General features: G+C 59.4%; 17 protein-coding genes. 6 read left to right on the forward strand and 11 right to left on the reverse strand.

The genetic code is table 11. The features are described 5' to 3' along the window. Positions 1-14: 14 nt before the first annotated feature. From AC4OVS_RS16625 to AC4OVS_RS16640, 4 genes are all read right to left on the reverse strand, one after another. Positions 15-521 carry a hypothetical protein gene (locus AC4OVS_RS16625; protein WP_063849519.1) on the reverse strand — a complete coding sequence of 169 codons (507 nt, stop codon included), beginning with the start codon at positions 519-521 and terminating at the stop codon, positions 15-17. Then, on the reverse strand, positions 514-4728 hold the full coding sequence (locus AC4OVS_RS16630) for an RHS repeat-associated core domain-containing protein (protein WP_491922576.1): 4215 nt from the start codon (positions 4726-4728) through the stop codon (positions 514-516). The genes AC4OVS_RS16625 and AC4OVS_RS16630 overlap by 8 nt, the downstream gene beginning before the upstream one ends. Positions 4729-4745: 17 nt before the next feature. Continuing rightward, positions 4746-5183 carry a DcrB-related protein gene (locus AC4OVS_RS16635; protein ID WP_038415594.1) on the reverse strand — a complete coding sequence of 146 codons (438 nt, stop codon included), beginning with the start codon at positions 5181-5183 and terminating at the stop codon, positions 4746-4748. A 117-nt stretch (positions 5184-5300) separates the two neighbouring features. Then, positions 5301-6191, reverse strand: a complete 891-nt coding sequence (locus tag AC4OVS_RS16640; protein WP_063152381.1) for an oxidoreductase — start codon at positions 6189-6191, stop codon at positions 5301-5303. Positions 6192-6296: 105 nt separating this feature from the next. Here AC4OVS_RS16640 and AC4OVS_RS16645 point away from each other — a divergent pair, with 105 nt between their 5' ends. Further along, positions 6297-7418 carry a YbdK family carboxylate-amine ligase gene (locus AC4OVS_RS16645; protein WP_491922577.1) on the forward strand — a complete coding sequence of 374 codons (1122 nt, stop codon included), beginning with the start codon at positions 6297-6299 and terminating at the stop codon, positions 7416-7418. Here AC4OVS_RS16645 and AC4OVS_RS16650 read toward each other — a convergent pair. The 3 genes from AC4OVS_RS16650 to AC4OVS_RS16660 form a co-directional block, all read right to left on the reverse strand. Then, a complete protein-coding gene (locus AC4OVS_RS16650) occupies positions 7348-10503 on the reverse strand; it encodes an efflux RND transporter permease subunit (protein ID WP_063135797.1) in 3156 nt (1051 codons plus the stop codon). The two genes, AC4OVS_RS16645 and AC4OVS_RS16650, sit on opposite strands and share 71 nt — an antisense overlap. Positions 10504-10512: 9 nt before the next feature. Next, positions 10513-11577 (reverse strand): efflux RND transporter periplasmic adaptor subunit, encoded by a 1065-nt coding sequence (locus tag AC4OVS_RS16655; protein WP_038415590.1) that lies wholly within the window; start codon positions 11575-11577, stop codon positions 10513-10515. Between the two features lie 111 nt (positions 11578-11688). Beyond that, on the reverse strand, positions 11689-14397 hold the full coding sequence (locus AC4OVS_RS16660) for a cation-transporting P-type ATPase (RefSeq protein WP_023299512.1): 2709 nt from the start codon (positions 14395-14397) through the stop codon (positions 11689-11691). A gap of 488 nt (positions 14398-14885) precedes the next feature. Between AC4OVS_RS16660 and AC4OVS_RS16665 the strand changes: the two genes are divergently transcribed. Next, the gene (locus tag AC4OVS_RS16665) at positions 14886-15134 is read left to right on the forward strand and encodes a DUF1158 domain-containing protein (protein WP_003858875.1); all 249 of its coding nucleotides are present in this window, start codon (positions 14886-14888) and stop codon (positions 15132-15134) included. Here the strand turns inward: AC4OVS_RS16665 and AC4OVS_RS16670 are convergent. Then, positions 15120-16688: an alpha/beta hydrolase-fold protein gene (locus AC4OVS_RS16670; RefSeq protein ID WP_317578852.1), complete on the reverse strand. Its 1569-nt coding sequence runs from the start codon at positions 16686-16688 to the stop codon at positions 15120-15122. The genes AC4OVS_RS16665 and AC4OVS_RS16670 overlap by 15 nt on opposite strands. Before the next feature lie 123 nt (positions 16689-16811). Between AC4OVS_RS16670 and AC4OVS_RS16675 the strand changes: the two genes are divergently transcribed. Beyond that, entirely contained in the window at positions 16812-18956 is a 2145-nt protein-coding gene (locus AC4OVS_RS16675; RefSeq protein ID WP_491922578.1) for a TonB-dependent siderophore receptor, read from the forward strand. A gap of 106 nt (positions 18957-19062) precedes the next feature. On the opposite strand, the gene AC4OVS_RS16680 is transcribed toward AC4OVS_RS16675, so the two are convergent. Together AC4OVS_RS16680 and AC4OVS_RS16685 are read right to left on the reverse strand one after the other, a co-directional pair. Next, the gene (locus AC4OVS_RS16680) at positions 19063-19404 is read right to left on the reverse strand and encodes a RamA family antibiotic efflux transcriptional regulator (RefSeq protein WP_017694370.1); all 342 of its coding nucleotides are present in this window, start codon (positions 19402-19404) and stop codon (positions 19063-19065) included. A gap of 32 nt (positions 19405-19436) precedes the next feature. Then, positions 19437-20540, reverse strand: a complete 1104-nt coding sequence (locus AC4OVS_RS16685; RefSeq protein WP_022647332.1) for a RomA family MBL fold metallo-hydrolase — start codon at positions 20538-20540, stop codon at positions 19437-19439. Between the two features lie 192 nt (positions 20541-20732). Here AC4OVS_RS16685 and AC4OVS_RS16690 point away from each other — a divergent pair, with 192 nt between their 5' ends. From AC4OVS_RS16690 to nfsB, 3 genes are all read left to right on the forward strand, one after another. After that, positions 20733-21323, forward strand: a complete 591-nt coding sequence (locus AC4OVS_RS16690) for a TetR/AcrR family transcriptional regulator (protein WP_023299509.1) — start codon at positions 20733-20735, stop codon at positions 21321-21323. Then, the gene (locus tag AC4OVS_RS16695) at positions 21313-21681 is read left to right on the forward strand and encodes an MmcQ/YjbR family DNA-binding protein (RefSeq protein WP_022647330.1); all 369 of its coding nucleotides are present in this window, start codon (positions 21313-21315) and stop codon (positions 21679-21681) included. The genes AC4OVS_RS16690 and AC4OVS_RS16695 overlap by 11 nt, the downstream gene beginning before the upstream one ends. Before the next feature lie 120 nt (positions 21682-21801). Further along, positions 21802-22455 (forward strand): oxygen-insensitive NAD(P)H nitroreductase, encoded by a 654-nt coding sequence (gene nfsB / locus AC4OVS_RS16700; protein WP_003858884.1) that lies wholly within the window; start codon positions 21802-21804, stop codon positions 22453-22455. 27 nt (positions 22456-22482) lie between these two features. On the opposite strand, the gene AC4OVS_RS16705 is transcribed toward nfsB, so the two are convergent. Beyond that, positions 22483-23085 (reverse strand): hypothetical protein, encoded by a 603-nt coding sequence (locus AC4OVS_RS16705; RefSeq protein WP_023299508.1) that lies wholly within the window; start codon positions 23083-23085, stop codon positions 22483-22485. Positions 23086-23158 lie beyond the last annotated feature (73 nt).

The following is a 23158-nucleotide window of genomic DNA, read 5'->3' on the forward strand; positions in this document are numbered from 1 at the left end:
GCCGGCTAATAGATTTAATAAATCCTGGAGTCTGAGCGTGGTTCAACATCTCTCATACCAAGTTGATTCGTTTTTTCAAAAATTAAATCATAGCAGTAAACAGTCTCTTCCCCCTTTAATAAATGAACCCCTTCAAGGCTCACTCTATATATTCCTTTAGGAACATCAGTGTTAATCCAACCAGTATAATCTTCCCACTCCCAAAACACTGCCATATCAGCAACGTATAAATCACCAGTTACATTAAGATAGAAATATTTATCTGTGAATATAACTTCCCTGTCTTTATTGTCGGGAAATTCATTTAAAAAAAGCCTAACAACATAGCCACCATCATCAAGGCCCATAATAGGTAAGGCAATACCTTCATTAAGAACAAGATCCCCTTTGTCTGTGGTGGTGAATTCCTGGAGAATGTTATCTCCATCCTCTATCTTCCCACCAAATGGGGCCAGTATTCCTGGATAATCGAAAATTATTATCCCGTTAAAATCCACATCAATGTCAATTGTTTTAACCACATCTGCCTCCTGATGCCTTACCTGTTTGTTTATTATTGAACCACTCCAGCAGTTTTGAATGTGCTTCTTTAGGAGTGACATTTCTGGCTAAGATTTCACCCGTCGAAGGAATCTTTAAATCACCTCTTATATGTGAAACGGAGTCTAAATTACGGCTAGACGCATTGAATAAATCTTCCGCGGAACCCTGCCACGGCCCCTGAATTTTTCCAATATCGTTTTTAATAGCTCTATGTAATTCTTCATGCATTCCAGCACTATAAGGATCTGGGAAAAACGTTGGCGTATTTTTCATAGTACCAAGATCGGTTAGCCCAATGCTGTTGGCCTTGTTTCGTGGGATTAAATGGTGTCCCATTCCATTTGGGTTCCATGCCCATGGCATTAGCCCTAATGGATCTATCCAAGTAAGTGGGTTAGGAACGTATGAATATAAATTAAAACCGCCATTCAACCCAATCGGATCCTGCACAATAAACCGCCCGACCTGCGGGTCGTAGTAGCGGAACAGGTTATAGTGCAGTCCCGTTTCACCGTCAGCGTACTGCCCGGCATAGCGAAGCGGCTGGTGTGCCATTGCCGTGCGGTTCACAAGCCTTGAGAACCCTTCACTCTGATGGCGCACCTCGCCAAAGCTGCCGTACTGGCCGCTCCAGCGCACAGCGCCGCGCTCGTCGGTCACTTCCAGTGGCGCGCCGTTCAGGTCGGTATTGAACCAGTAAATCTCACCGCTGCTCTGGTCACGAAGGTGATCCACCCGCGCCAGCGGGCTCCAGGCTTCATTCGGGTCGTATACATAGGTGCTGCGCAGCCCGCTCTCCTGCTGCTCCTGCAGCAGGCGGTAGCCCTGCCACAGGAAGCGGATGTCGGTGGTGCCGTGCGTCGTGGTGACGATTTTGCGCGTGCGGCGGCCCAGCGCGTCGTAGTGATAGCGCGCCTCAAACCGCCCTTCCGGCCCGGTTCCCCGGGCGGACACCAGACGGTTCTCGGCGTCATACGCGTAATGCTGTTCATACAGCCCGTTGCGGCGGCTGACCAGGTTGCCCCAGTGGTCGTATTTCATAAACAGCGCCTGCCAGTGCTGGAGGCGGTTATCCGTGACCGGTACCGCAGCGTCACTGGCGGCGAGGTTATCCGCGGCGTCATAGCTGAACTGCGCGCGGCTGTGCCCCTGTCGGGCCTCGTAGTGCTTCAGCAGACGCCCTTCGGCGTCGTAGCCGTAGTCCACCTCACCGCGCAGGGTGTCGCTGACGCCGGAAAGCTCACCGCGCGCGGTGTAGCGATACAGGCGTTCCAGTAGCGCCTGCTCCGGCAGGGTCACGTCCGTGCTCAGTTCGCTGCGCTGCAGGGTGCGTCTGCCGAGGCTGTCATACTGACGGAGCTGCTCGCGCGCGCCCTGGGTGCGGCGCACTTCGCGGTGCAGGCGGTCGCGGGTGAACTCGGTCACCAGCTGCTGCCCGAAGCGGATGGCGCTGACGTGGCCGGAGCCGTAGTGCAGCCAGGCCAGCTTTTGCTCGCCGGGCAGCGTCAGGCCGGTCAGGTTGCTCAGGGCATCCCATTCGTAGCCCACCGCGCCGTTAATGCCGGACTCGCTCAGCACGCGTCCGGCGGCGTCGTGGCGGTAAGCGATCTCATCGCTTTCGATACCCAGGGCAACGCCTTCGGCCGTCGGCGTGCGGCGGATGCGGGTAATCTGGCCGCTCAGGTCGCGGAAGTAGCGGTACTCCGCGTGGCGCTGAGTGCGCCCGATCAGCAGCCCGCTGTCGTCATAGCTGAACTGCTGGACGCGACGGGCGATGCCGCCGTCGGCGGCAGGCCGTCCGTTTTCTTCGAGCGCGCAGAGAAACCCTCGCGCGTCCCATTCCATATGGCGCACGGTCTCGTCCGGGCGCGTTTCGCTGAGCGGGCGGCCCACGGCGTCGTAGGTGAAGCGGTATTCCGCCCCGTTGCCGTTATCGAGTCGCAGCAGGTTACCGCGCGGGTCGTAGCGCCACTGGCGCACGCGACCAATACGGTCGGTAAGGCTGACCGGGAGGCCGAGCGCGTTATAGGCCCAGCTCACCTCGCTTTCCAGCGGGTCGCGCCAGCCCGTGAGCTGGCCGCGTTCGTTCCACACCAGCGACTCGCGGCTGCCGTCCGGATGGATCACGACGCTCAGCAGCCCGGCACGGCTCCACTCCCGCCGCGTGATATTCCCTTCTGCATCTTCGCTGGCAATCAGTTGCCCGAAGCGGTCGTAGGTGAAGCGGGTGACGCTGCCGGAGCAGTCGGTGCGCTGCGTCAGCAGCCCCTGGTGGTTCCAGACCAGGCGCACCACGCCGCCGATAGCGTCGGTGATGCTCTCCGGGAGGAATTCTTCATCATCGGGATAGCGATACGCGGTGGTGCTACCGGCCGGATCCGTCTCCGACAGCAGGCGACCGCGAAGGTCGTACATGGCCTGCGATGAGGTACCGTCCGGGTAAACCGTGCGGGTGATGCGGTCGGTCAGGCGATGCCAGTGATACTCCGTGCGGCGGCCCGCCGGGTCCGTCTCGCTGGTCATGCGGCCGTATTTGTCCCACGTGCTGCGGCGCATCGCCCCGCCCGGCAGAATGACGTGGCAGAGCTCGCCGTCGCGGTAGACAAACGTCGTCTGGCGACCGTCGTAATCCGTGAAGCGCGCGACGTTGTCGTCGTCATCCACCAGCCAGTGCGCCTGCGCGCCGTCTTCGCGGGTCGCGCGGCGGGTGCCGTTCTCAAAATCGTATTCGAACGTCAGCCGTTCGCCGCCGCTATGGCGGAAGCCGACCACGCGCGGCAGGCCGTCAATCTCCCGCCAGCGGTATTCGCTCAGCAGGCCGTTGGCGTCCTCATGAGCGCTCATCAGCCCGTCCTGCCAGCTGAAGCGTCGGCGCACGCTACCGCCCCGGCCGGTCACGGAGACCAGCTGGCGCTGTTCATCATAAGCGTAACTGACCAGGCAGATCTCGTCATCCAGCCAGGCGCCAACGAGCCTGTCGCGGTCGTAGCGGCAGACCACGCGCTGGCCCGCACAGTCGGTCAGGGCATGCAGGGTATTATTCGCATTCCACTCAAAGAGGATATCGTTGCCGCAGGGTTCGGAGAGGCGCTGGAGCAGCGACGGGGCATCATCCCGCAGCGGCGCATAGTGCCAGCGCTCGCCGCTGACGTCATACACCGACCAGCTGTCGTCCTGGTGATGTTCAAGCCAGTTTTTTTCGCTTTCGCAGTAGGAGCGCATCCCTTTCGGAACCTTCGGGAAGGCAACGTAATCGCCGGACGGTGCGCGCCACACCAGGCCATCCTGATAAGGCTCCAGGCGGCTTTCCCAGAACAGGCTCCATCCGCGGCCCAACACGCTGTCGCCGGGATTGCCGCTGCGCCAGCAGCGCTGCCAGCGCACCGGAAGACGGGAAGGCAGGACGAAGTCCAGCTCATCATCCCCGCTGAGAAACTTCTGTCCGCTGACGATATCCACCGGGCGGGCGATGATCCCCGCGGCCGCCACGCCGGTCATCAGCGTGCCGGCGCGACAGGCGATACGGGCCAGCTTGTTGATGCCGGGGATTTTGCCCAGCAGCTTAGAGAGCGCCCCGACTTTGCCAGCGGCGCCGCCCCAGCCGCCGAGAAGCCCGGCGAACAGCAGGGTAAGATCGGAGACCTTGTAGAGCCACTCGGGCACTTCAGACTGAATGGGGAGGGTTTGCTGCGGGTCGCCGCCGATAATGACGTTGTCTGAACCGGTCATCACCTTCGCGTCGCAGGTGGTGCGATCCCCGATGCGGGACGCTGGCTGGCTGTTAATGGAGACACGCTTAGAGCCTTCGGCCATCTGCTGCGAGCCGTCGTCAGAACAGTCGACGGTGCTATCGGTGGCAAGCGCGGCGGGTTTACCGTTGATAAACACGTTGGGCGAGCCGGAGGTGATGACGCCTTTCTTCGTCATGCTGGATGCCCCGGCGTCGGCGATGCTGTCCCTGGCGGCAGTCGCCAACTCCCCGGTGTAATATCCCACGGCCAGGCTGGCGCCGACGAGCAGGACGCCCACGCCAAGACAGGATGCGCCGAGACCGGCAATAAACATGGCCCCCGCCAGAATGCCCCCGGCTGCGGCAATCAGGCCACCGACAATCGTTCCGGCAATCATCCCGGCCAGCGCACCGGAGTGGCCGATATCATCACCAACGCGTGCTGCTTCAAACATAACAACGGTCCCTGAAGTTAATGGTGGAAGCGGAAGCTCCTGAGAAGATCGCCAAACAGCGCGCCGTCGGCATCGCCCGGCGCGCGGGTGCAGGTCATAGTGAACACCAGGATTTTATCGCCGTCGACGTTAAACACGGCCTGCTGCTGCCAGATGCGTTTCCCGTCGCGCAGGTAGCTGGCATGGACGGTTTCCCCCTGTAAAAGGCTGTCGCCCAGCGTAGCGGCGCTGCGCTCACCCTGCTTCCAGCCCTTGATGTGCTTTGCCATCAGGGCGAGCTGGCGATCGATATACGCGGCAAGCGCTTCGCCGGGGTTGAGGGCATCGCGGGAAATGTTGAACGCGGGCGCATCCGCTGCAGGCGGCGCGAAGACATTGACGGTACGGTCCTGATAGCCCTCAGGAAAAGCAATCATTCCTTCATTAAACAGGCACTGCGAAGATGGTTCTGACATTGAGCGGGTCCCACCACATTTTTTCAGAAGCGGTAAGTTTCGCATATGTGTTTAAGGCTGACTATCCCCAGATTATTGCTCCACCGTCACGCTCGCCGAACGGAAAAACAGCGGCCGTTAGCCCGGCCCCTCGCTCCCCGCCGCCAGCAGCGGCACCACCACGTCGCTGATGGGCACCGCAATACCATGCCTGCGGCCATAGCGCTGGATCACGCCGTTACGAATATCCCACTCCATCGGGCGTTCGGCCTGACGGTCGGCAAGGATCGACGTGCCTAAATCCTCGGGCGCACGCTGGAAGTTCGCCAGAATCTCCTGGGCCACCGCATCGTCCAGCTTCGCCCCTTCGGCGCGGGCGACGGCAAGCCCCTCGCGCAGGTAGGCCAGGGCCAGTTCGCTGATATCCTCGCGCCTGAACATCCCGGCGCGGCGATTGGCCAGCACCATCAGCCCGGCGACCGCGTTTTGCAGCAGCTTGCGCCAGGCGACGGTGGTGAAATCTGTCGAGAGCTCAACATCACAGCGCGTCCCGCGAAGCGCCTCGACCACCCGCTGCGCCTGCGGCACGTCCGGTAGTGTCAGACGCGGTTTTGCCCGCAGCCAGACGGAGGCGTCCGGCTCGCGCTGCGCCGGGAACCAGACCACCGACGGCAGCACCGTTGCGCCGTTGACCAAAGGCGCAAGCTGGGCTTTTTGCTCCACGCCGTTTTGCAGCGCGCAGACCACGGTATTTTCATCGCACAGGGCGCGCAGCCACCCGGCGCTGTCGGCATTTTGCGTCGTTTTTACCGCCACAAAAACGAGGTCTACGGGGCGGGTAATGACGGTGGGATCGGTAAGTACCGGACCGGGCACCACAGTTTCATCCTCATCGTGACGCAGGCGTAATACCGGATGCGCGGTGCGACCGCACAGCAGCGGCGTACGGCCCGCGTCATGCAGCACCGCGGCAATGGTGGTGCCAATCGCACCGGGACCAATCAGCGCAATGGTTGGATAGTCAGACATGGGTCACTCCCCTTTTGCTAAGCCTGCTATCAGTTATACCACCCTGAAAAGAGCGCGCCACGCCCATTGTCTATACTCAACACATAACAGACAACGGAGTGCGCCATGCCCTTACCCGATTTCAAGTCCTCTGAACCTTATACCCTCGGCATTGAGCTCGAACTCCAGGTGGTTAACCCGCCGGGTTACGATCTGAGCCAGGACTCCTCTGCCCTCATCGCCGCCGTCAAAGACGACATCAAAGGGGGCGAAGTCAAACACGACATCACCGAAAGCATGCTCGAAATCGCCACCGGCGTATGCCAGACCATCGACCAGGCGGCGGCCCAGTTCTCCGTGATGCAGCAGAGCATCCTGCGGGCGGCGTCGGAGCAGCACATCCAGATCTGCGGCGGCGGCACGCACCCGTTCCAGAAATGGCAGCGGCAGGAGGTGTGTGACGACGAGCGCTATAACGTCACGCTGGAGCGCTTTGGCTATCTGATTTTGCAGGCGACGGTGTTCGGCCAGCACGTGCACGTGGGATGCCGAAACGGGGAAGACGCGATTTACCTGCTGCACGGCCTGTCGCGCTTCGTGCCGCACTTTATCGCCCTCGCCGCGTCGTCGCCTTATATGCAGGGCACGGACACCAAGTTTTCCTCGTCGCGGCTCAACATATTTTCCGGGTTCCCGGATAACGGCCAGATGCCGTGGGTCAACAGCTGGCAGGAGTTCGAGGGGCTGTTCCGCCGCCTGAGTTCCACCAGCATGATCGACAGCATTAAGGATCTGCACTGGGACATCCGCCCCAGCCCGCACTTTGGCACCGTGGAGGTGCGAGTAATGGATACGCCGCTGACGCTCGGTCACGCCATTAACATCGCCGGGCTTATTCAGGCGACGTCGCACTGGCTGCTGACTGCGCGGCCCTATAAGCATCAGGAACGGGATTTTCTGCTATACCGCTTTAACCGTTTTCAGGCCTGTCGCTACGGGCTGGAAGGCATTCTGACCGACGTGCATACCGGCGAGCACAAAACCGTGGCGGAAGATATCGCCTGGCTGCTGGAGCAGGTTGCACCGTCGGCCGAGAAACTCGGCGCGACGAGCGCCATCAAGGAAATTGCCCTGCTGTTAAAGCAGGGCAAGAGCGAGGCGCAGCGCATGCGGGACTTTATCGCCGATGGCGGCTCGCTGATTTCTCTGGTGCAGAAGCACTGTGAGCTGTGGGCGACGAGTCCGTAAGGCCGTGCCCCCATTCGCGAAGGCGCTGGAACAGCACGAACAGCGCCGGGATGAACACTATCCCCACCACGGTGGCTACCAGCATGCCGCTGAACACCGTGGTGCCAATGATACGGCGGCTCTGGGCACCCGCCCCGGTCGCCAGCATCATCGGCAGGACGCCGATGATGAACGACACGGCGGTCATCATTACCGCGCGGAAGCGGCGCGATGCCCCTTCCCGCGCGGCATCGACAATCGCCATTCCGTCCATACGCCGGGCGCGGGCAAACTCCACGATCAGGATCGCGTTCTTGGCGGCGAGGGCTATCAATAGCACCAGACCAATCTGCACGTACACGTCGTTGGCATAGCCTGCCAGCCACAGCCAGACCAGCGCTCCGCCGATGGCGAACAGCACCGAGAGCATCACGCTCGCCGGCAGCGTCCAGCTCTCATACTGGGCGACGAGGAACAGCCACGCCATCACCACCGCCGCCAGCACAATCCATATCGCCTGATTCCCGGTCTGCTGCTCCTGATACGACATGCCGCTCCAGGCGTAGTCGTACCCGGCTGGCAGGTTTTCCGCCAGAATCTCGCCCATCGCCGCCATTGCGGTGCTGCTGCTCACCCCTTCCGCTGCCGAGCCGCTCACCGATACCGACGGGAACTGGTTGTACTGCTGAATAAATGGCGCGCCGACGGTCGGCGTGATGGTGACGAGGTTGCTCAGACGCACCCGCTCGCCGCTGTTGCTGCGCACGAACAGCTCGCTGATTTGCTCTGCGCGCTCGCGCCACTGCATCTCGTTCTGCATCACCACGTGGTAGACGCGGTTGTTGACGCTGAAATCCCCGGCGCGCGTGCCGCCAAAGGCGGTTTGCAGGCTGCTGAAGATGCGCGACACCGGCACGTCGAGGCGGGCCGCGCGCTCACGGTCAACGGTGAGCGTCATCTGCGGCACGTTGCTGCTCCAGGTGGTGAACACGCGGCTCAGCTGCGGGTGCTGGTTGGCTTTCGCCAGCACCTCGCGAGTTACGCGCTCCAGCTCCGCCGGGCTTTGCCCCGCCTGTGCCTGAATGCGCAGATCGAAGCCGGAGGCGTTGCCCAGCCCCGGCAGCGTCGGCGGTGCAAAGGTCATGATGGTGGCTTCCGGCAGGGCCAGCAGCTGGCGCTGAAGGGTGCCCATCACCTCATCCAGCGGCGGACGCTCGCTCCAGTCTTTGAGCATGATGGAGATAAACCCGCCGTTCGATGCGCTGGTGCCGTTGAGGATGTTAAACCCGGAGACCTGAATCACGTCTTCCACCGCCGGGTTTTTAGCGATCAGCTCGCGCGCGGTGGTCATCACCGCTTCGGTGCGCTCCAGCGAGGCTGCCTCCGGCAGCTGGACGCTGGCGAAGAAGTAGCCCTGATCCTCCTGGGGCAGGAAGCCCTTTGGCATCGATATAAAGCTGAATATCACCACCGCCGCCGCGCCTGCGGTGGCCAGCAGCGCCAGCCACGGACGGAGGTTGAACACGCTCACGATCCGGGTGTAAAGCGTGCGCGTGGCGTCCAGCCCGCGGTTGAACCCACGGAAAACGGCGGCGGGCTGTGCCGGACGCGGGCGCAGCAGCATCGCACAGAGCGCGGGCGTCAGGGTCAGCGCCACGAGGCTTGAGAGCGTGACGGCGGTCGAGAGCGTCACCGCGAACTGGCGGTACAGCTCGCCCACGATCCCCGGCAGGAGCGCCACCGGTACAAACACCGCCAGCAGCACCAGCGTGGTGGCAATCACCGGCCCGGCAATCTGACGCAGCGCCAGCGCGGTCGCCGCCGTGCGGCTCTGCCCTTCCGCCATCAGCGTTTCGACACTCTCCACTACCACGATGGCGTCATCCACCACCATGGTCAGCGCCAGAATGATGGCGAACAGACTGAGCGTGTTCGCGGAGTAGCCGAGCGCGTAGAGCACCGCAAAGGTGCCCACCAGCGACACCGGAATGGCAAGGGCGACAATCAGCGTCGCGCGCCAGCTTTGCAGGAACAGGGACACCACGACCACCACCGCCAGCATCGTCAGCGCCAGCGAGACGCCAATCTCTTTGATGGTAGCGGCCACAAACGAGGTGGTGTCGAATTTGACTTCATAGACCAGATCGTCCGGGAAGCGCGTGGATAACCGTTCCAGCTCCGCGCGCACCGCATCGGCCACGCGCAGGGCGTTAGCGGACGGCGTCGGGTAGATGCCAAGGTAGGCGGAGTCATGCCCGTTCAGCTGCGCGCCCGAGCTGTAGCTGCGCGAGCCAAGCTCAATGGTGGCGACGTCCTTCAGGCGCACCAGCTGCCCCATCTCCCCGGTGCGGATAATGATGTTGGCAAAGTCGTCGGCCTGGTTTAAGCGCCCTAGCCCGTTGATGGTTAGCGTCTGCTGCTGGCCGTTAAACACCGGCGGCGTGCCGACCTGGCCTGCCGCCCCCTGCACGTTCTGCTCGCGCAACGCCTGCGCCACGTCATCGCTGGTCACGTTCAGGGCATTCATGCGGTCCGGACGCAGCCAGATGCGCATACTGTAGTCGCGCGCGCCAAACATCTGTACCTGCCCGACGCCCGGCAGACGCGACAGCGCCTCGCGCACCTGGGTGCTGGCGTAGTTGCTGACGAACAGCGGCGTGTGGGTGTTATTTGGTGAGTAAAGGCTTACCCCCATCATCAGGTTGGTGGCGCGCTTGCGCACCTGCACGCCGTTTTGCTGTGCCTCGGTCGGCAGCTGCGCCACAGCCTGCGCCACGCGGTTCTGCACGTCGATGGCGGCGAGATCCGGGTCGGTGCCCGCCGCAAAGGTGATGTTCAGGCTGTACGTGCCTTCGTCCGAACTGGTGGACTCCATATAGAGCATATGATCCACCCCGTTCAGCTGCGTCTCCAGCGGCGTGGCGATGGCCTCCGCCACGTCAGCCGAGCTGGCGCCCGGCCATGACGCTGACACATTCACGACCGGCGGTGTGATCTGCGGGTACTGCTCCACCGGAATAATCCTCAGCGCGATGGCCCCCAGCAGGGTGATGACCAGCGCAATCACCATCGCAAAGCGCGGGCGTTTGATGAAAAACGTCAGCATGATGGCTCCTTAATTCAGTATCTGAACGGCAGCGCCTGGCTGCACGCGCTGCGCACCGTCAGTAATTGCTCGCTCACCGGGCTTAACGCCGGAGGCAATCTGGAACTGCTGGCCCATCTGCCCGGCGACCTTAAGCGGACGCATTTCGGCTTTATCCTCGGCGTTAACCACCCAGGCGAAGAACCCGTCGCCATTCTGTTGTACCGCAGCGGCGGGCAGGGTCAGGACAGGCTGCTCGCTTGCCGGACGCAGGTAGACGTTCACATTGCCGCCGGGCAGCAGCTGATGGCGCGGGTTAGCGAACTCGGCGCGCAGCATCACGCTGGCGGTACGCGGGTCGATGCGGTTGTCCACGGAGGTGAGTTCCCCGCTGACGCGCTGGCCGTTGCTGTCAATCAGCGCCTGCCAGGCCTGTTTCATGGCGCTGATATCCGCATGCTGTCCGGCTTTGGTGGCAAACGCGCCCTCTTCCAGCGCAAAGGCGATGCGGATCGGATCGAGCTGGACCACCTCCACCAGCACACCGCTGGCAGGATCCACCAGGCTGCCGACGTGAAAGTTGCTGTGCCCCACGCGTCCGTCAATCGGTGAGGTAATGCGCGTGTAGTTGAGGGTGACGCTGCGGGTGTCGAGACGGGCTTTCGCCTGCTCCAGCGCGGCGCTCGCTACGTCGCGCTGCATGCGGGCGTTGTCCACATCGTGGCGGCTGATGGCGTTGCTGCTGCCCAGGCTTTCGAAGCGGGACAGCTGCTGTTGCGCCTGACGCAGCGTGGCTTCGGCGCTTCTCACTTCGGCCTGCGCCAGGCGCAGGGCGGCGCGCGGCTCGGCGTCGTCAAGCTCGAACAGCACGTCGCCCTTTTTCACGTACTGGCCGTCGCGGAAGTGGATTTTGGTGATGACGCCTTCCGTACGCGCGCGCAGTTCAACGGTGTGAATCGCTTCGATGCGACCCGGGATCTGACGTTCGGCGGCGTGGGCGGTCTGCTCCACGGTGGCGATACGCACGGGAATGACTGCGGCGAATGCGGGCGGCAGGGTAGCGGCGAGGAGCGCGAACAGAAGTGGGAGTTTCATGGGAGTACCTCAGTATTTTCCCCTCACCCTAACCCTCTCCCCAAAGGGGAGAGGGAACTTGAACACCCTCTCCCCTTTGGGGAGAGGGTAGGGTGAGGGGTAAGGTTTTAGTTATGCAGCCTTACGGAACCTGCGGGTCAGTCGCTTCTCGATTTCGACGACGAAGAACATCACCCCCGCCACCGCCAGCGTCACGAACCAGTAGCGCAGCGGCAGTGCTTCGGTGCCGAACAGCATCTGCATAAACGGCAGGTAGATGATCGCCGCCTGGAGCAGGAACAGTACGCCCGTTACCAGCCAGATCCCTTTGTTCGCCAGCAGGCCGCGGTTCAGGGAGAACCCTTCGGTGTTGCGGCAGTTAATCATGTACACCCACTGGGCGCAGACCAGCATCTGGAGCAGCACGGTGCGGATGAACTCCGCGCTGTGGCCGCGCGGGGCCAGCCAGGCTTCCAGCGCAAAGGCGGCGATGGCAATCATGGTGCCGACGAAAGCCACGCGCCATACGGCGTAGGCGTCCATCACGTGCTGGCCGGTCTGACGCGGCGGACGGCGCATTATGTTGCGCTCGGCGGCCTCGAAGGCCAGGCCGAAGGAGAGCGTGGCGGAGGTCGCCATGTTCATCCACAGGATCAGCACCGGCGTCAGCGGAATGATGTTCCCCGCCAGCAGCGCAATCACAATCAGTAGCCCCTGCGCCAGGTTGGTCGGCATGATGAACAGAATGGTCTTCTTCAGGTTGTCGTAAACGCGACGCCCCTCTTTCACCGCGCTGGCGATGGTGGCGAAGTTATCGTCCGTCAGGACCATGTCCGCCGCCTCTTTGGTGACTTCCGTGCCTTTGATGCCCATCGCAATACCCACATCCGCCTGACGCAGCGCTGGCGCATCGTTCACGCCGTCACCGGTCATGCCGACGATTTCGCCTTTGTCCTGTAACGCTTTCACCAGGCGCAGCTTATGCTCCGGGCTGGTACGGGCGAAGATGTCATACTTCACCGCCGCTTCGGCCAGCTCCGCGTCGTCCATCTTCTCCAGCTCATAGCCGGTGACCGCCTGCTCGCTGTTGGTTATCCCCAGCATCTGGCCTATGCTCATCGCCGTCTGCGGGTGATCCCCGGTGATCATCTTCACGCGGATCCCCGCCTGCTGGCAGGCGTTAATCGCCTCAATCGCTTCCGGACGCGGCGGATCCATCATCCCGGCAATGCCGAGGAAGATCAGGCCGTGGCTCAGGTCGTCGTGAGTCAGTGCCTGCTCACCGTTCGCTGGCCTGAACGCCGCGGCGACCATGCGCAGCCCCTGACGCGCATAGCGCTCCATCTCCGTTTCCCAGTACGCGCGGTCAAAGGCTTGCGCACCGTTGCGGGTCTGCTGCTGCTCACACAGGGCGAAAATCACGTCCGGCGCGCCGGTGATCAAAATCTGCTCCTCACCGCCAATCTGGTAGTGGGTGCTCATGTACTTGTACTGCGAGTCGAACGGGATCTTGTTGACCAGGGTGGTCTCGACCGGTGCGAGGTGGGCTTTTGCCGCCAGCACCTTCAGCGCGCCCTCGGTCGGGCCGCCGGTGATGCCCCACAGGCCGCGCTCGTCCTGAATCAGCTGGCTGTCGTTACACAGGTCGATGGTGCGCAGGTACTGCTCCAGCACGGTGCCCGGCTGGATCTGAACCGGCTCGTCGCTGCCTTCGAGGTAGAGGTTGCCCACAGGCTCGTAGCTGTTGCCGTCCACGCGATAGCACGCATCGGCGGTAATGATGGCTTTCACCGTCATCTCGTTCATGGTCAGGGTGCCGGTTTTATCCGAGCAGACCACGGTCATCGCGCCCAGGGTTTCAACCGTCGGCAGCTTGCGGATAATCGCCCGCTTACGCGCCATCGCCTGTACGCCCAGAGAGAGGATGATGGAGATAATCGCCGGCAGACCTTCCGGTACGGAGGCTACCGCCAGGCTAATCAGGGAGAGCAGCAGCTCGCCCATCGGGATCTCGCGGAACACCAGGCTGAAGACAAACAGCGCGGCCATCATCGCCAGAATGATGGCAAAAATCGCTTTGCCCAGCTTGTCCATCTGCACCAGCAGCGGGGTGCGGTGCTTTTCAATGCCCGCCATCATCTGGTTGATGTGGCCGAGCTCCGTATCCTTACCGGTCGCGGTGACCAGGCCAACGCCACCGCCCGCGCTTACGGTCGTCCCGGAGAAGACCATATTGGTGCGGTCGCCCAGCGGCAGTTCACCGCTCAGCGGATTAATGTGTTTATCCACCACGGTGGATTCGCCGGTCAGAATTGCCTCTTCCACGCGTAAATTATGCGCTTCAATTAAGCGCATATCCGCCGGAATACGATCGCCTGCGCGCAACACAATAATATCGCCCGGGACGATTTCCGTCGTCGGGATGGTTTCATGGTTACCATTACGAATTACGCGCGCCTCGCTGGAGAGCATATTGCGAATACTCTTCAGGGATTTTTCTGCGTTACTTTCCTGAATGTGGCCAATTAAGGCATTGATTACCGCCACGCCCAGGATAACCAGCGTATCAACCCAGTGTCCCATTACAGCCGTTAATACGGCGGCCGCCAGCAGGACGTAAATCAGGACATCGTTAAAATGCGCGAGAAAACGCAGCCAGCCCGGCTTGCCTTTTTTCTCCGGCAGCGCGTTCGGGCCATGCTTCTGCAAACGTGCCTGCGCCTCGGTGCGGTCCAGGCCATTCGCCTGGCTCTGCGCCTGAGCAAGCACCTGCTCTACGGTCTGCTGGTACGCCTGCCCGCCTGCGGGTGGCATATTCTGCGAGAAATTTTTTTTGGTCATGGTATTTTTCCTTCAATATCCGGTGGACGGAAGCCGGAATTCCTTTCTGGCTTTAAATAATTCATTTTTAAGTCTTGCGGGTTAAATTGATCTACCGCAATATATTGACTACCCGGTTATTCAAAACTGATTAAAATTATTTCGACGCGTTGATTTTTACAAAATATTTCTAAACCAACACTAAACGAGGAGGAAGCATGTTTGGTATTTATCGCGGGCGGCGCCTGGCGTTATACATTGTCGCAGCCATTGTTATTGCGACGTTAATTGGATATAGCACCTATAGCTTTGTAAAATTATTTTCGTGAAAAAGACGTTTATTTACATTACGCGATATTAATTTAATCGCCCCGGAAATATTATCTATTTTCCGTTATTAACTCGCAGAATAACGGTGGCCTTTCACTCAATTTTGCCAGTGGGGATGATATTGCTTTACGTTTCAGGATGCCGGACAATGACATTTTTAACTCACGATTAACATTACGATGAAACACCCGTTAGAATCGCTGCTCACCGCAGGGGGCATTTTGCTGATGGCCCTGCTCTCCTGTCTGCTGTTACCTGCGCCGTCGCTGGGTCTGGTGCTGGCGCAGAAACTGGTTCAGACCTTTCATATGGTCGATCTGAATCAGCTGTACACCATTCTGTTCTGTCTGTGGTTTTTGGTGCTCGGCGCCATCGAATTCTTTATCCTGCGTTTCATCTGGCGCCGCTGGTTTTCACTGGCGTCGTAAGCCAGTGAGATCGCGCATCCCGTGGATCAGTGCTTCACACCAGGCCGCGTAGTCGTGGCCGCTGGATGAGGGGTGGAAGCTGACGCGATAGCCTTTTTCCTTCAGCACCTGTTCAAAATCCTGCGTGGTGCGATAAATGCCGCCGCCCGGCCCCGTGGTTTCAAACTTTCCGGCCTGTAACCAGAAGCGCACCGGATACGGCGGCGACTGCTGGTACTGACGCGTCAGCCAGCCGGGGGCGTCACCTTTCGGCGCCCACCAGTAGGAGCCGGAAAGGCTCAGCACGTTGCCAAACAGGCGCGGATAGCGCAGCGCCACCCATGACGAGGCAATTCCCCCGTAGCTCGACCCCGCCAGCACCGTTTTCTGCCGCTGCATGCCGATGCCCTGCCCGCGCAGCCACGGCAGCAGCTCGTGCGCCATAAAGTCAGCAAATTCCGGGTTCGGCGGCAGCTCGTTGCCGCGACGGGCGTGATCGAGGCTGTCGATAAATACCACGTTAATCGGTGGCAGGTGATGCCGGGCAATCAGACCGTCCAGCACGTTGGCAAAATGGTATTCGTCCTGATAAATCTGCCCGTCGAACAGAATTAACGTCCAGCGTGCGGGCTGTGCGCCGCGCGGTTTGTAGATCATCACGTCGCGGGCGTTGCCGAGGATGTGGCTGGAAAAACTCTGACGGCTCAACGTCCCGTGCACCAGCGGCTTTGCCGTGGCCTGAACGGAGCAGTAGCGCGCCGGGCTGAGATCGAGCAGCGAGTAACGGTTCCATCGATCCGCCTTCTGCTCCCCAAAGGTGTTCGGGTTAAGCGGATCGGCCTGTGCGCTCACCAGGATGGCGCGGCGTTGATCGCGGGCAGAGCCTTCAACGATCGGCACATCGGGGGCGAGCTTATATTGCATCACCGTATCAGCGGGGACCACGTAGCTGCGGAACCAGACGTCGCTGTTGCCCAGGCGGAACAGCGGATCGTGATCCCCCGCCGGAGAGCCGAGAATGAAGACGTTATCCCGCGCGCCGCGCCACAGAAAGGTCACGCGCTTATGGCTCGCATCTACCGGTTCCACCATTGGCGTTCCCTGTCGACGCTGCGCCTGCCAGAACGCCTCGGTACTTCCACCGGCAGAAATGACGTTTGCCAGCGCCTTTAGCGTCGGGCTTTCTGGCGCCAGCATCTGCACGCGTGGTAACGGAGAGGTCTCTTTCATCCGCCACTGAAAACGCCACGGCTTACCGGCTTCGCCGTGTAGCACCAGCGAGGTGTTCTGTTTCACCGGCAGGGCAAACAGCAGCGTGTGTTCCCCGTCCGCAGGACCATTTTCGATCAGCGTGCGGATGCGGCGGTTTTGCCCATCCAGCAGGCACGCATCCGTCACGCCATTCAGCGTGGCGGAAACGTAATTTTCACCCAGTTCAGGCAGGGAGAAGCAGACTTCGCCGCTGGCATCAAACTTTCCCTGAACATCGCCCTGCCGGGACGACTGCTCGCACGTTGCCGCCACGGCGGGCAGCGCGCCGATCCCCAACAGCAACCCACTCCATACCCTCTTCATTACCGCTTGTTCCCCAACGAAATTTGTTAACAACGCTAATGCAAATGGTAATAATTTGCAATATCATCAACGGCGATTTACCGGTGTTTTTATGGCGATAGCAACCAAGGACGTTCAATAAAAATGTTTAAAAATAATAAGATAATGTATCTCTGGCTGATGAGTCTGGCGACGACCAGCGTCGCGGCTCATGCAGAAATGAAAGAAGAAACGATTACGGTGACGCAGGGCGTGAGTGAAGAGCCCACTGCGCCCGTAAAAGGCATTGTGGCGACGAAAACGCTCTCCGCCACCAAGACCAGCGCGGAGATTGTGAAGACGCCGCAGTCGGTATCGGTGATCACCCGCGATCAGATGAACATGCAGGACGTCACATCCGTTTCGCAGGCGCTGCGCTACTCGGCGGGCGTGTTTACCGAATACCGGGGCTCGTCTAACCGTAACGACGAGGTGTTTGTGCGCGGCTTTAGCTACGTGCCAAAATTCCTCGACGGCTTAAGCTTTGGTGCAACGGCCTCATCACAGACGGGCACAGTTGACCCGTGGCTGCTGGAGCGCGTGGAGCTGGTGCGCGGCCCGGCGTCGGTCCTGTTTGGTCAGGTGAATCCTGGCGGGTTAATCAGCATGACCAGCAAGCGCCCGACGGCGGAGGCCATTCACAACGTGCAGTTCCGCACCGGCAATAACGATCTCGCCGAAGGTGCGTTTGATTTCGGCGGCAGGCTGAGCGACGACGGCCGCGTACTGTATCGCGTGAACGGTATCGCCCGTACGCAGCATAATCAGGTGGACGATTATAAAGAGACGCGGATGGCGATCGCCCCGGCGATCACCTGGTATCCGAACGATCAGACCCGCTTTACGCTGCTGACCAGCTACCAGAAAGATCCGGATGCCGGATACCGCAACTTTCTGCCCGCGTATGGCACGGTGAAAAGCGTCGACGGGAAGTACATCCCGCGCGACTTTAACGTCAGCGATCCGAATTACAATCAGTCCTGGCGCGAGCAGACGATGATTGGCTACGAGCTGGAACACCAGTTCGCCGACAACCTCACCTTCCGCCAGAACGCCCGTTACGCCACCATCAAGCAGAAATACCGTTATCTGGTTTACGCCAACAGCGCGGCCAACAGCACGGTGTTGACCCGTCGCGCCCAGCGTGAAGAGCGCACGACCAATGAATTTGGCCTCGATAACCAGCTGGAATATCTGCTGGAGACCCGGAGCGTCAGCCATACCCTGCTCGGCGGGTTTGATTACAAGACAAGCAAGGATAAACAGCTGCTGGCGCGCGGGAGCGGCTCACAGTATGACCTCAACTGGACAACCCCGGTTTACGGCGTGAACGTGGATGAAAGCACCTTCAAAACGGCCTCCGACGAGCAGCAAAATCTCGACCAGATGGGGCTGTATCTTCAGGATCAGATGAGCTGGAACAACTGGGAGTGGCTGGTTTCCGGGCGCTACGACTGGAGCGAAGTGCGTACCAACGACTTCACCGATAATAGCTTTACGCAGCAGAACGACAGCAAATTTACCTGGCGCACTGGCCTGCTGTACGCGATCGATTTTGGTCTCTCGCCGTACATCAGCTACAGCACGTCGTTTGAGCCGAACCTGCAAACCAACCGTGCGCCAGGCGTCGCGCCATTCAGGCCAACTACCGGGGAGCAGACCGAGATTGGCCTGAACTATCAGCCGGTCGACACCACGCTGATGACTCTCGCGCTGTACGATTTAACTCAGGACAACGTAGCGACCTATAACAGCGCTGAAGGCTGGTTCGAAAATGCGGGCAAGGTGCGTTCGAAAGGCGCTGAAGCGGAAATCCACGCCACGCTGATGGATAACATCAACCTGATTGGCTCCTACACTTATACCGATGCAAAAACCAAAAGCACCACGGTGGCGGGAACAGAAGGCAAAACGCCTGCGCGCATTCCAGCGCATATGGCATCGGCGTTCGCCAGCTATACCGTTCCGGGCGGCGTGCTGAAGAGCCTGACCGCTGGCGTGGGGATGCGCTACATCGGCACCAGCTACGGCGATGCGAAGAACACCTTTAAGGTGCCATCGGTGGATCTGTATGACGCGATGCTGCGCTACGATCTGGGCGAGATGAACCGCAGCCTGAAAGGGGCAAGCGTGCAGTTCAACGTCAATAACGTGGCGGACACGAAGTATGTGGCGTCATGCGCAAGCGATACGGCGTGCTTCTACGGGATTGGCCGGACGGTGACGGCGACGGTGAATTATCGGTGGTAAGTGATTTGTAGGCCCGGTAAGCGCAGCGCCACCGGGCAATTACGGGCACCGAGCCCACAAAAAAGCCGGGTGGCGGCTACGCCTTACCCGGCCTACACGCGACATGTTAATGTGTCTGGCTATGGTTCTCTTTGCGGTACGCCCCGGGCGGCTGGTTGAAGGTGCGGGTAAAGATGCGGGTAAACGTCTGCTGCGAGTCAAACCCGTAGCGCAGGCAGATATCGTACACGCGCTCGTCTGACTCACGCAGATCGCGCGCCGCCATCAGCAGCTTGCGTTCGCGGATGTAGCGCCCCAGACTTTCGCCTTTGTACTGCATAAACAGCCGCTGTAAATGCCATTTTGAGTAACCCGCATGGCGGGCAATCTCTTCGATGCGTAACGGCTGGTGTAGGTTGTCATCGATCCATTCGACAATCGTATCAATGACCTGAGCGGAAATCGTCATACTGCTCTCCCCCTCTGCTTCTCGCTTAAACATTATTCCCACCACTCGCGAAATTGTTGCGTGGTATCACTCACCCGCACGGGCTCGCCCAGCTCCGGTGTCAGCAGCCGGTAGTTTTTATCCTTACTGGCTTTCGCCAGCTGGATCAGTGGATCGTTCCAGGTATGTTTCGCCAGCACAAAACGCCCGTTATGTCCCGGTACGACCGCTCTGGCATTGAGATCTGCCGAGGCCTGCGCCGTTTCCGCCGGATGCATATGAATGTACTTCCAGTCCTGGTCGTACTGGCCGTTTTCCATAATGGCTAAGTCCACTCCGCCAAACTGCTCGCCAATTGCTTTGAAGTGCGGGCCATAACCGGAATCTCCGCTGTAGTAGACCTTCTGCTCCGGAGAGACAAACATAAAGCTGCCCCACAGGGTCTGGTTACGCTTAATGCCGCGCCCGGAAAAATGGCGCGCCGGCAGAACATGTACCGTCAGCGCATCGCTGATACGTACCGACTGGTTCCAGTCCCGCTCGTCGATAATCTCAGGGTTCATCCCCCAGTAGCGCAGATGCGAACCCACGCCCAGCGGGGTGACCACGCGCTTAACCTTCGGCAGCAGCGCCTTGATGGTGGCGTAATCCAGATGGTCATAGTGATCGTGGGAGATAATCAGCAGGTCGATCTCCGGCATGCTCTCCGCACGCCACGGGTACTCCCCCGCAAAGGCTTTATTGAGGAAGGAGAACGGTGCGGCGTAGTTACTCAGAACCGGATCGATCAGGATTCGTTGCCCCGCCAGCTGCATATACCAGGAGGAGTGGCCGAGCCACACCAGCGTGTCCTGTTCAGGCGACAGGCTCGCCAGATCGGTTTTCACCAGCGGCAGCGGCTGCGCAGGACGGGCGTTTTCGGTTTTACGGGTAAGAAACTGCCACCACGCCACCAGCATATTTTGTTGCCCGGTAAAGCCCGGCGTAGGGAGCGTGTTATGGAATTGCCCGTCGCGATAGTGCGGAGAGGCCTCCACTTCAGAGAGCTGCGCACCCTGCGGTGGCTGGCCAAATCCGGCATTCAGTACAAACGGTAAACTGGCAGCTGAAGCAATAATCATGACTAACACCACGCAGATGAATAGAGGCTTTTTCATTATCCTGACCCGCCAACGCGCCCTGTCTGATAGTTTGCGCGGGTTGAACTTGATTATGAGTGAGTAAGCACTCATTATAGATAGGATGATTACGCCGTCAAGAAGGTTTTCGATCTTTGACATTCCGCGTTGCAGCGTGGCAAAGCACGTGTTTCAATCAGGGTTTTTACAATTGACGGGAGGAAAAATTTAGTGGCACGTCCGAAGAGTGAAGATAAAAAACAGGCCTTACTGGAAGCAGCAACGGCTGCGTTTGCGCAGTCAGGTATTGCCGCCTCAACGGCGTTAATTGCCCGTAATGCGGGCGTCGCTGAAGGGACACTGTTTCGCTACTTTGCTACCAAAGACGATCTGCTGAATGCCCTCTATCTGCATCTGAAGCAGGATCTTTGCCAGACCATGCTGGCGAACCTCGATCGCACCATCACCCAGCCAAAAGAGCATACCCGTAATATCTGGAATAGCTATGTGGACTGGGGCATTCGTAACCCCCTGGCGCATGCGGCTATCCGCCAGATTGGCGTCAGTGAAAAGCTGAACATTGAAACCGAGCAGGCGGTGAAAGACATGTTCCCGGAAATACACGAACTGTGTCACCGCTCGGTGCGCCCGGTGTTTATGTCTGACGAGTTTAAGACCTTCGGTGATGCAATATTCTTATCGCTGGCTGAAACCACCATGGAGTTTGCCGCGCGCGATCCGTCCCGTGCCGTCGATTTTAAAGCGCTGGGCTTTGAAGCCATGTGGCGCGGGCTTGCTGAGGAAGAGAGCCATGGACAGTAAAGCCTTGCAGGAACATGCCAGACGCGTCGCGCTGGAGATGCCTTTTACCGAACATTGCTGGCCGTTTGGCCCGGAGTATGACGTGTTTAAGGTGGGCGGGAAAATTTTTATGCTGATGGCGACCGCTCACGGTCGGGCCCACGTCAGCCTGAAATCCGATCCGGAAAAATCGCTGCTCAATCAGCAGATCTACCGTGGCGTGGAGCCTGGCTACCATCTGAATAAAAAACACTGGATCTCCCTTTATGGCACGGACGACATCACGCCTGAACTGGTCACCGACCTGATTACGGATTCGTGGAATCTGGTCGTTGATAAACTGCCGAAAAAAGATCAGAAGTGGATTCGGCCAGCCTGATTGTTCGTCTGAGACGAACAGAATAAGCGCTCGAATCGCACTTATCTTTTCCCGCTTCGCGCGGTAATCTGCTTTCCTTTCACGCCCGCCCGCGGGCGAATTTCATCACCAGGAGTTGTTATGGATATTATTTCTGTCGCCCTGAAACGCCACTCTACCAAGGCGTTCGACCCAGCCAAAAAACTGACCGCAGAAGAAGCGGAAAAAATCAAAACGCTGCTGCAATACAGCCCGTCCAGCACCAACTCCCAGCCGTGGCACTTTATTGTTGCCAGCACTGAAGAGGGTAAAGCGCGCGTGGCAAAATCTGCGGCGGGCACCTATGTGTTTAACGAACGCAAAATGCTGGATGCCTCTCACGTGGTGGTGTTCTGCGCGAAAACCGCGATGGACGATGCCTGGCTTGAGCGCGTCGTCGATCAGGAAGAGGCTGACGGCCGTTTCGCCACGCCAGAAGCAAAAGCCGCGAACCACAAAGGCCGCTGCTATTTTGCCGACATGCACCGCGTGGATCTGAAAGATGACGACCAGTGGATGGCGAAGCAGGTTTACCTGAACGTCGGCAACTTCCTGCTGGGCGTGGCCGCGATGGGCCTGGACGCAGTGCCGATTGAAGGCTTCGATGCCGCAATCCTCGACGAAGAGTTCGGCCTGAAAGAGAAAGGCTTCACCAGCCTGGTGGTGGTGCCTGTTGGGCATCACAGCGTTGAGGATTTCAATGCCACGCTGCCGAAGTCTCGCCTGCCGCTGAGCACGATTGTGACTGAATGCTAATGAAAATGGGCCGCTGCATGCGGCCCGTTACGCTTTACTGATGACAAGCCTGCGATGCGGATGGACCTCACGATCGTTTCCCCAGGCAAAAGCAATCCAGCGCTCTTCCAGCTCAGCGTAGGAATTTACGGGCGTTAACGTCCACTCTTCTCCCACCGTACCGTCCGCCACACTAATGCGATAGTTCATGGTAAACGCCCAGTCGATCATGCGCAGCCAGAACCGTTGCCCGTCTCCCGTTTGTTCGCTGTCAGAGACAACGATGTCGTATTCGCTTAGCACCCACTGAAAAAAGAGTTGTGGCAACCCGCTTATCACGCGTTGATGAACGGCACGCGGAGTACGCCACACCATCACCTGCGTGGCGGCACCGTGGGGAAAGGTAATTTCTTTATGAAATTTAAGCTTTACGGCATACGCCGTATAAGGTTTGCCGTCATCGGTGGTGACGAGACGATATTCATCACCATAACGCGATTTCAGGAGCCGGTATCCCACAGGCAGCAGAAACCCCGGCAGATGAAAATCCGCCGTACCTCGTGCCAGGAACGCTTCGGTGTGTTCGACGTTTCGGGAGATAAGGCCGAGTTTTTGGCTGAAGTCTGCGGAATCAATCATCAGTGGCGACATTTGTTGTTTCTCATGGCGTGAGTATAGTCGACTTAATCCCTCATCGAAATGATGTCGATTCAGTCGGTTGGTT

The organism is Enterobacter sp. 4974935, assembly GCF_058661735.1.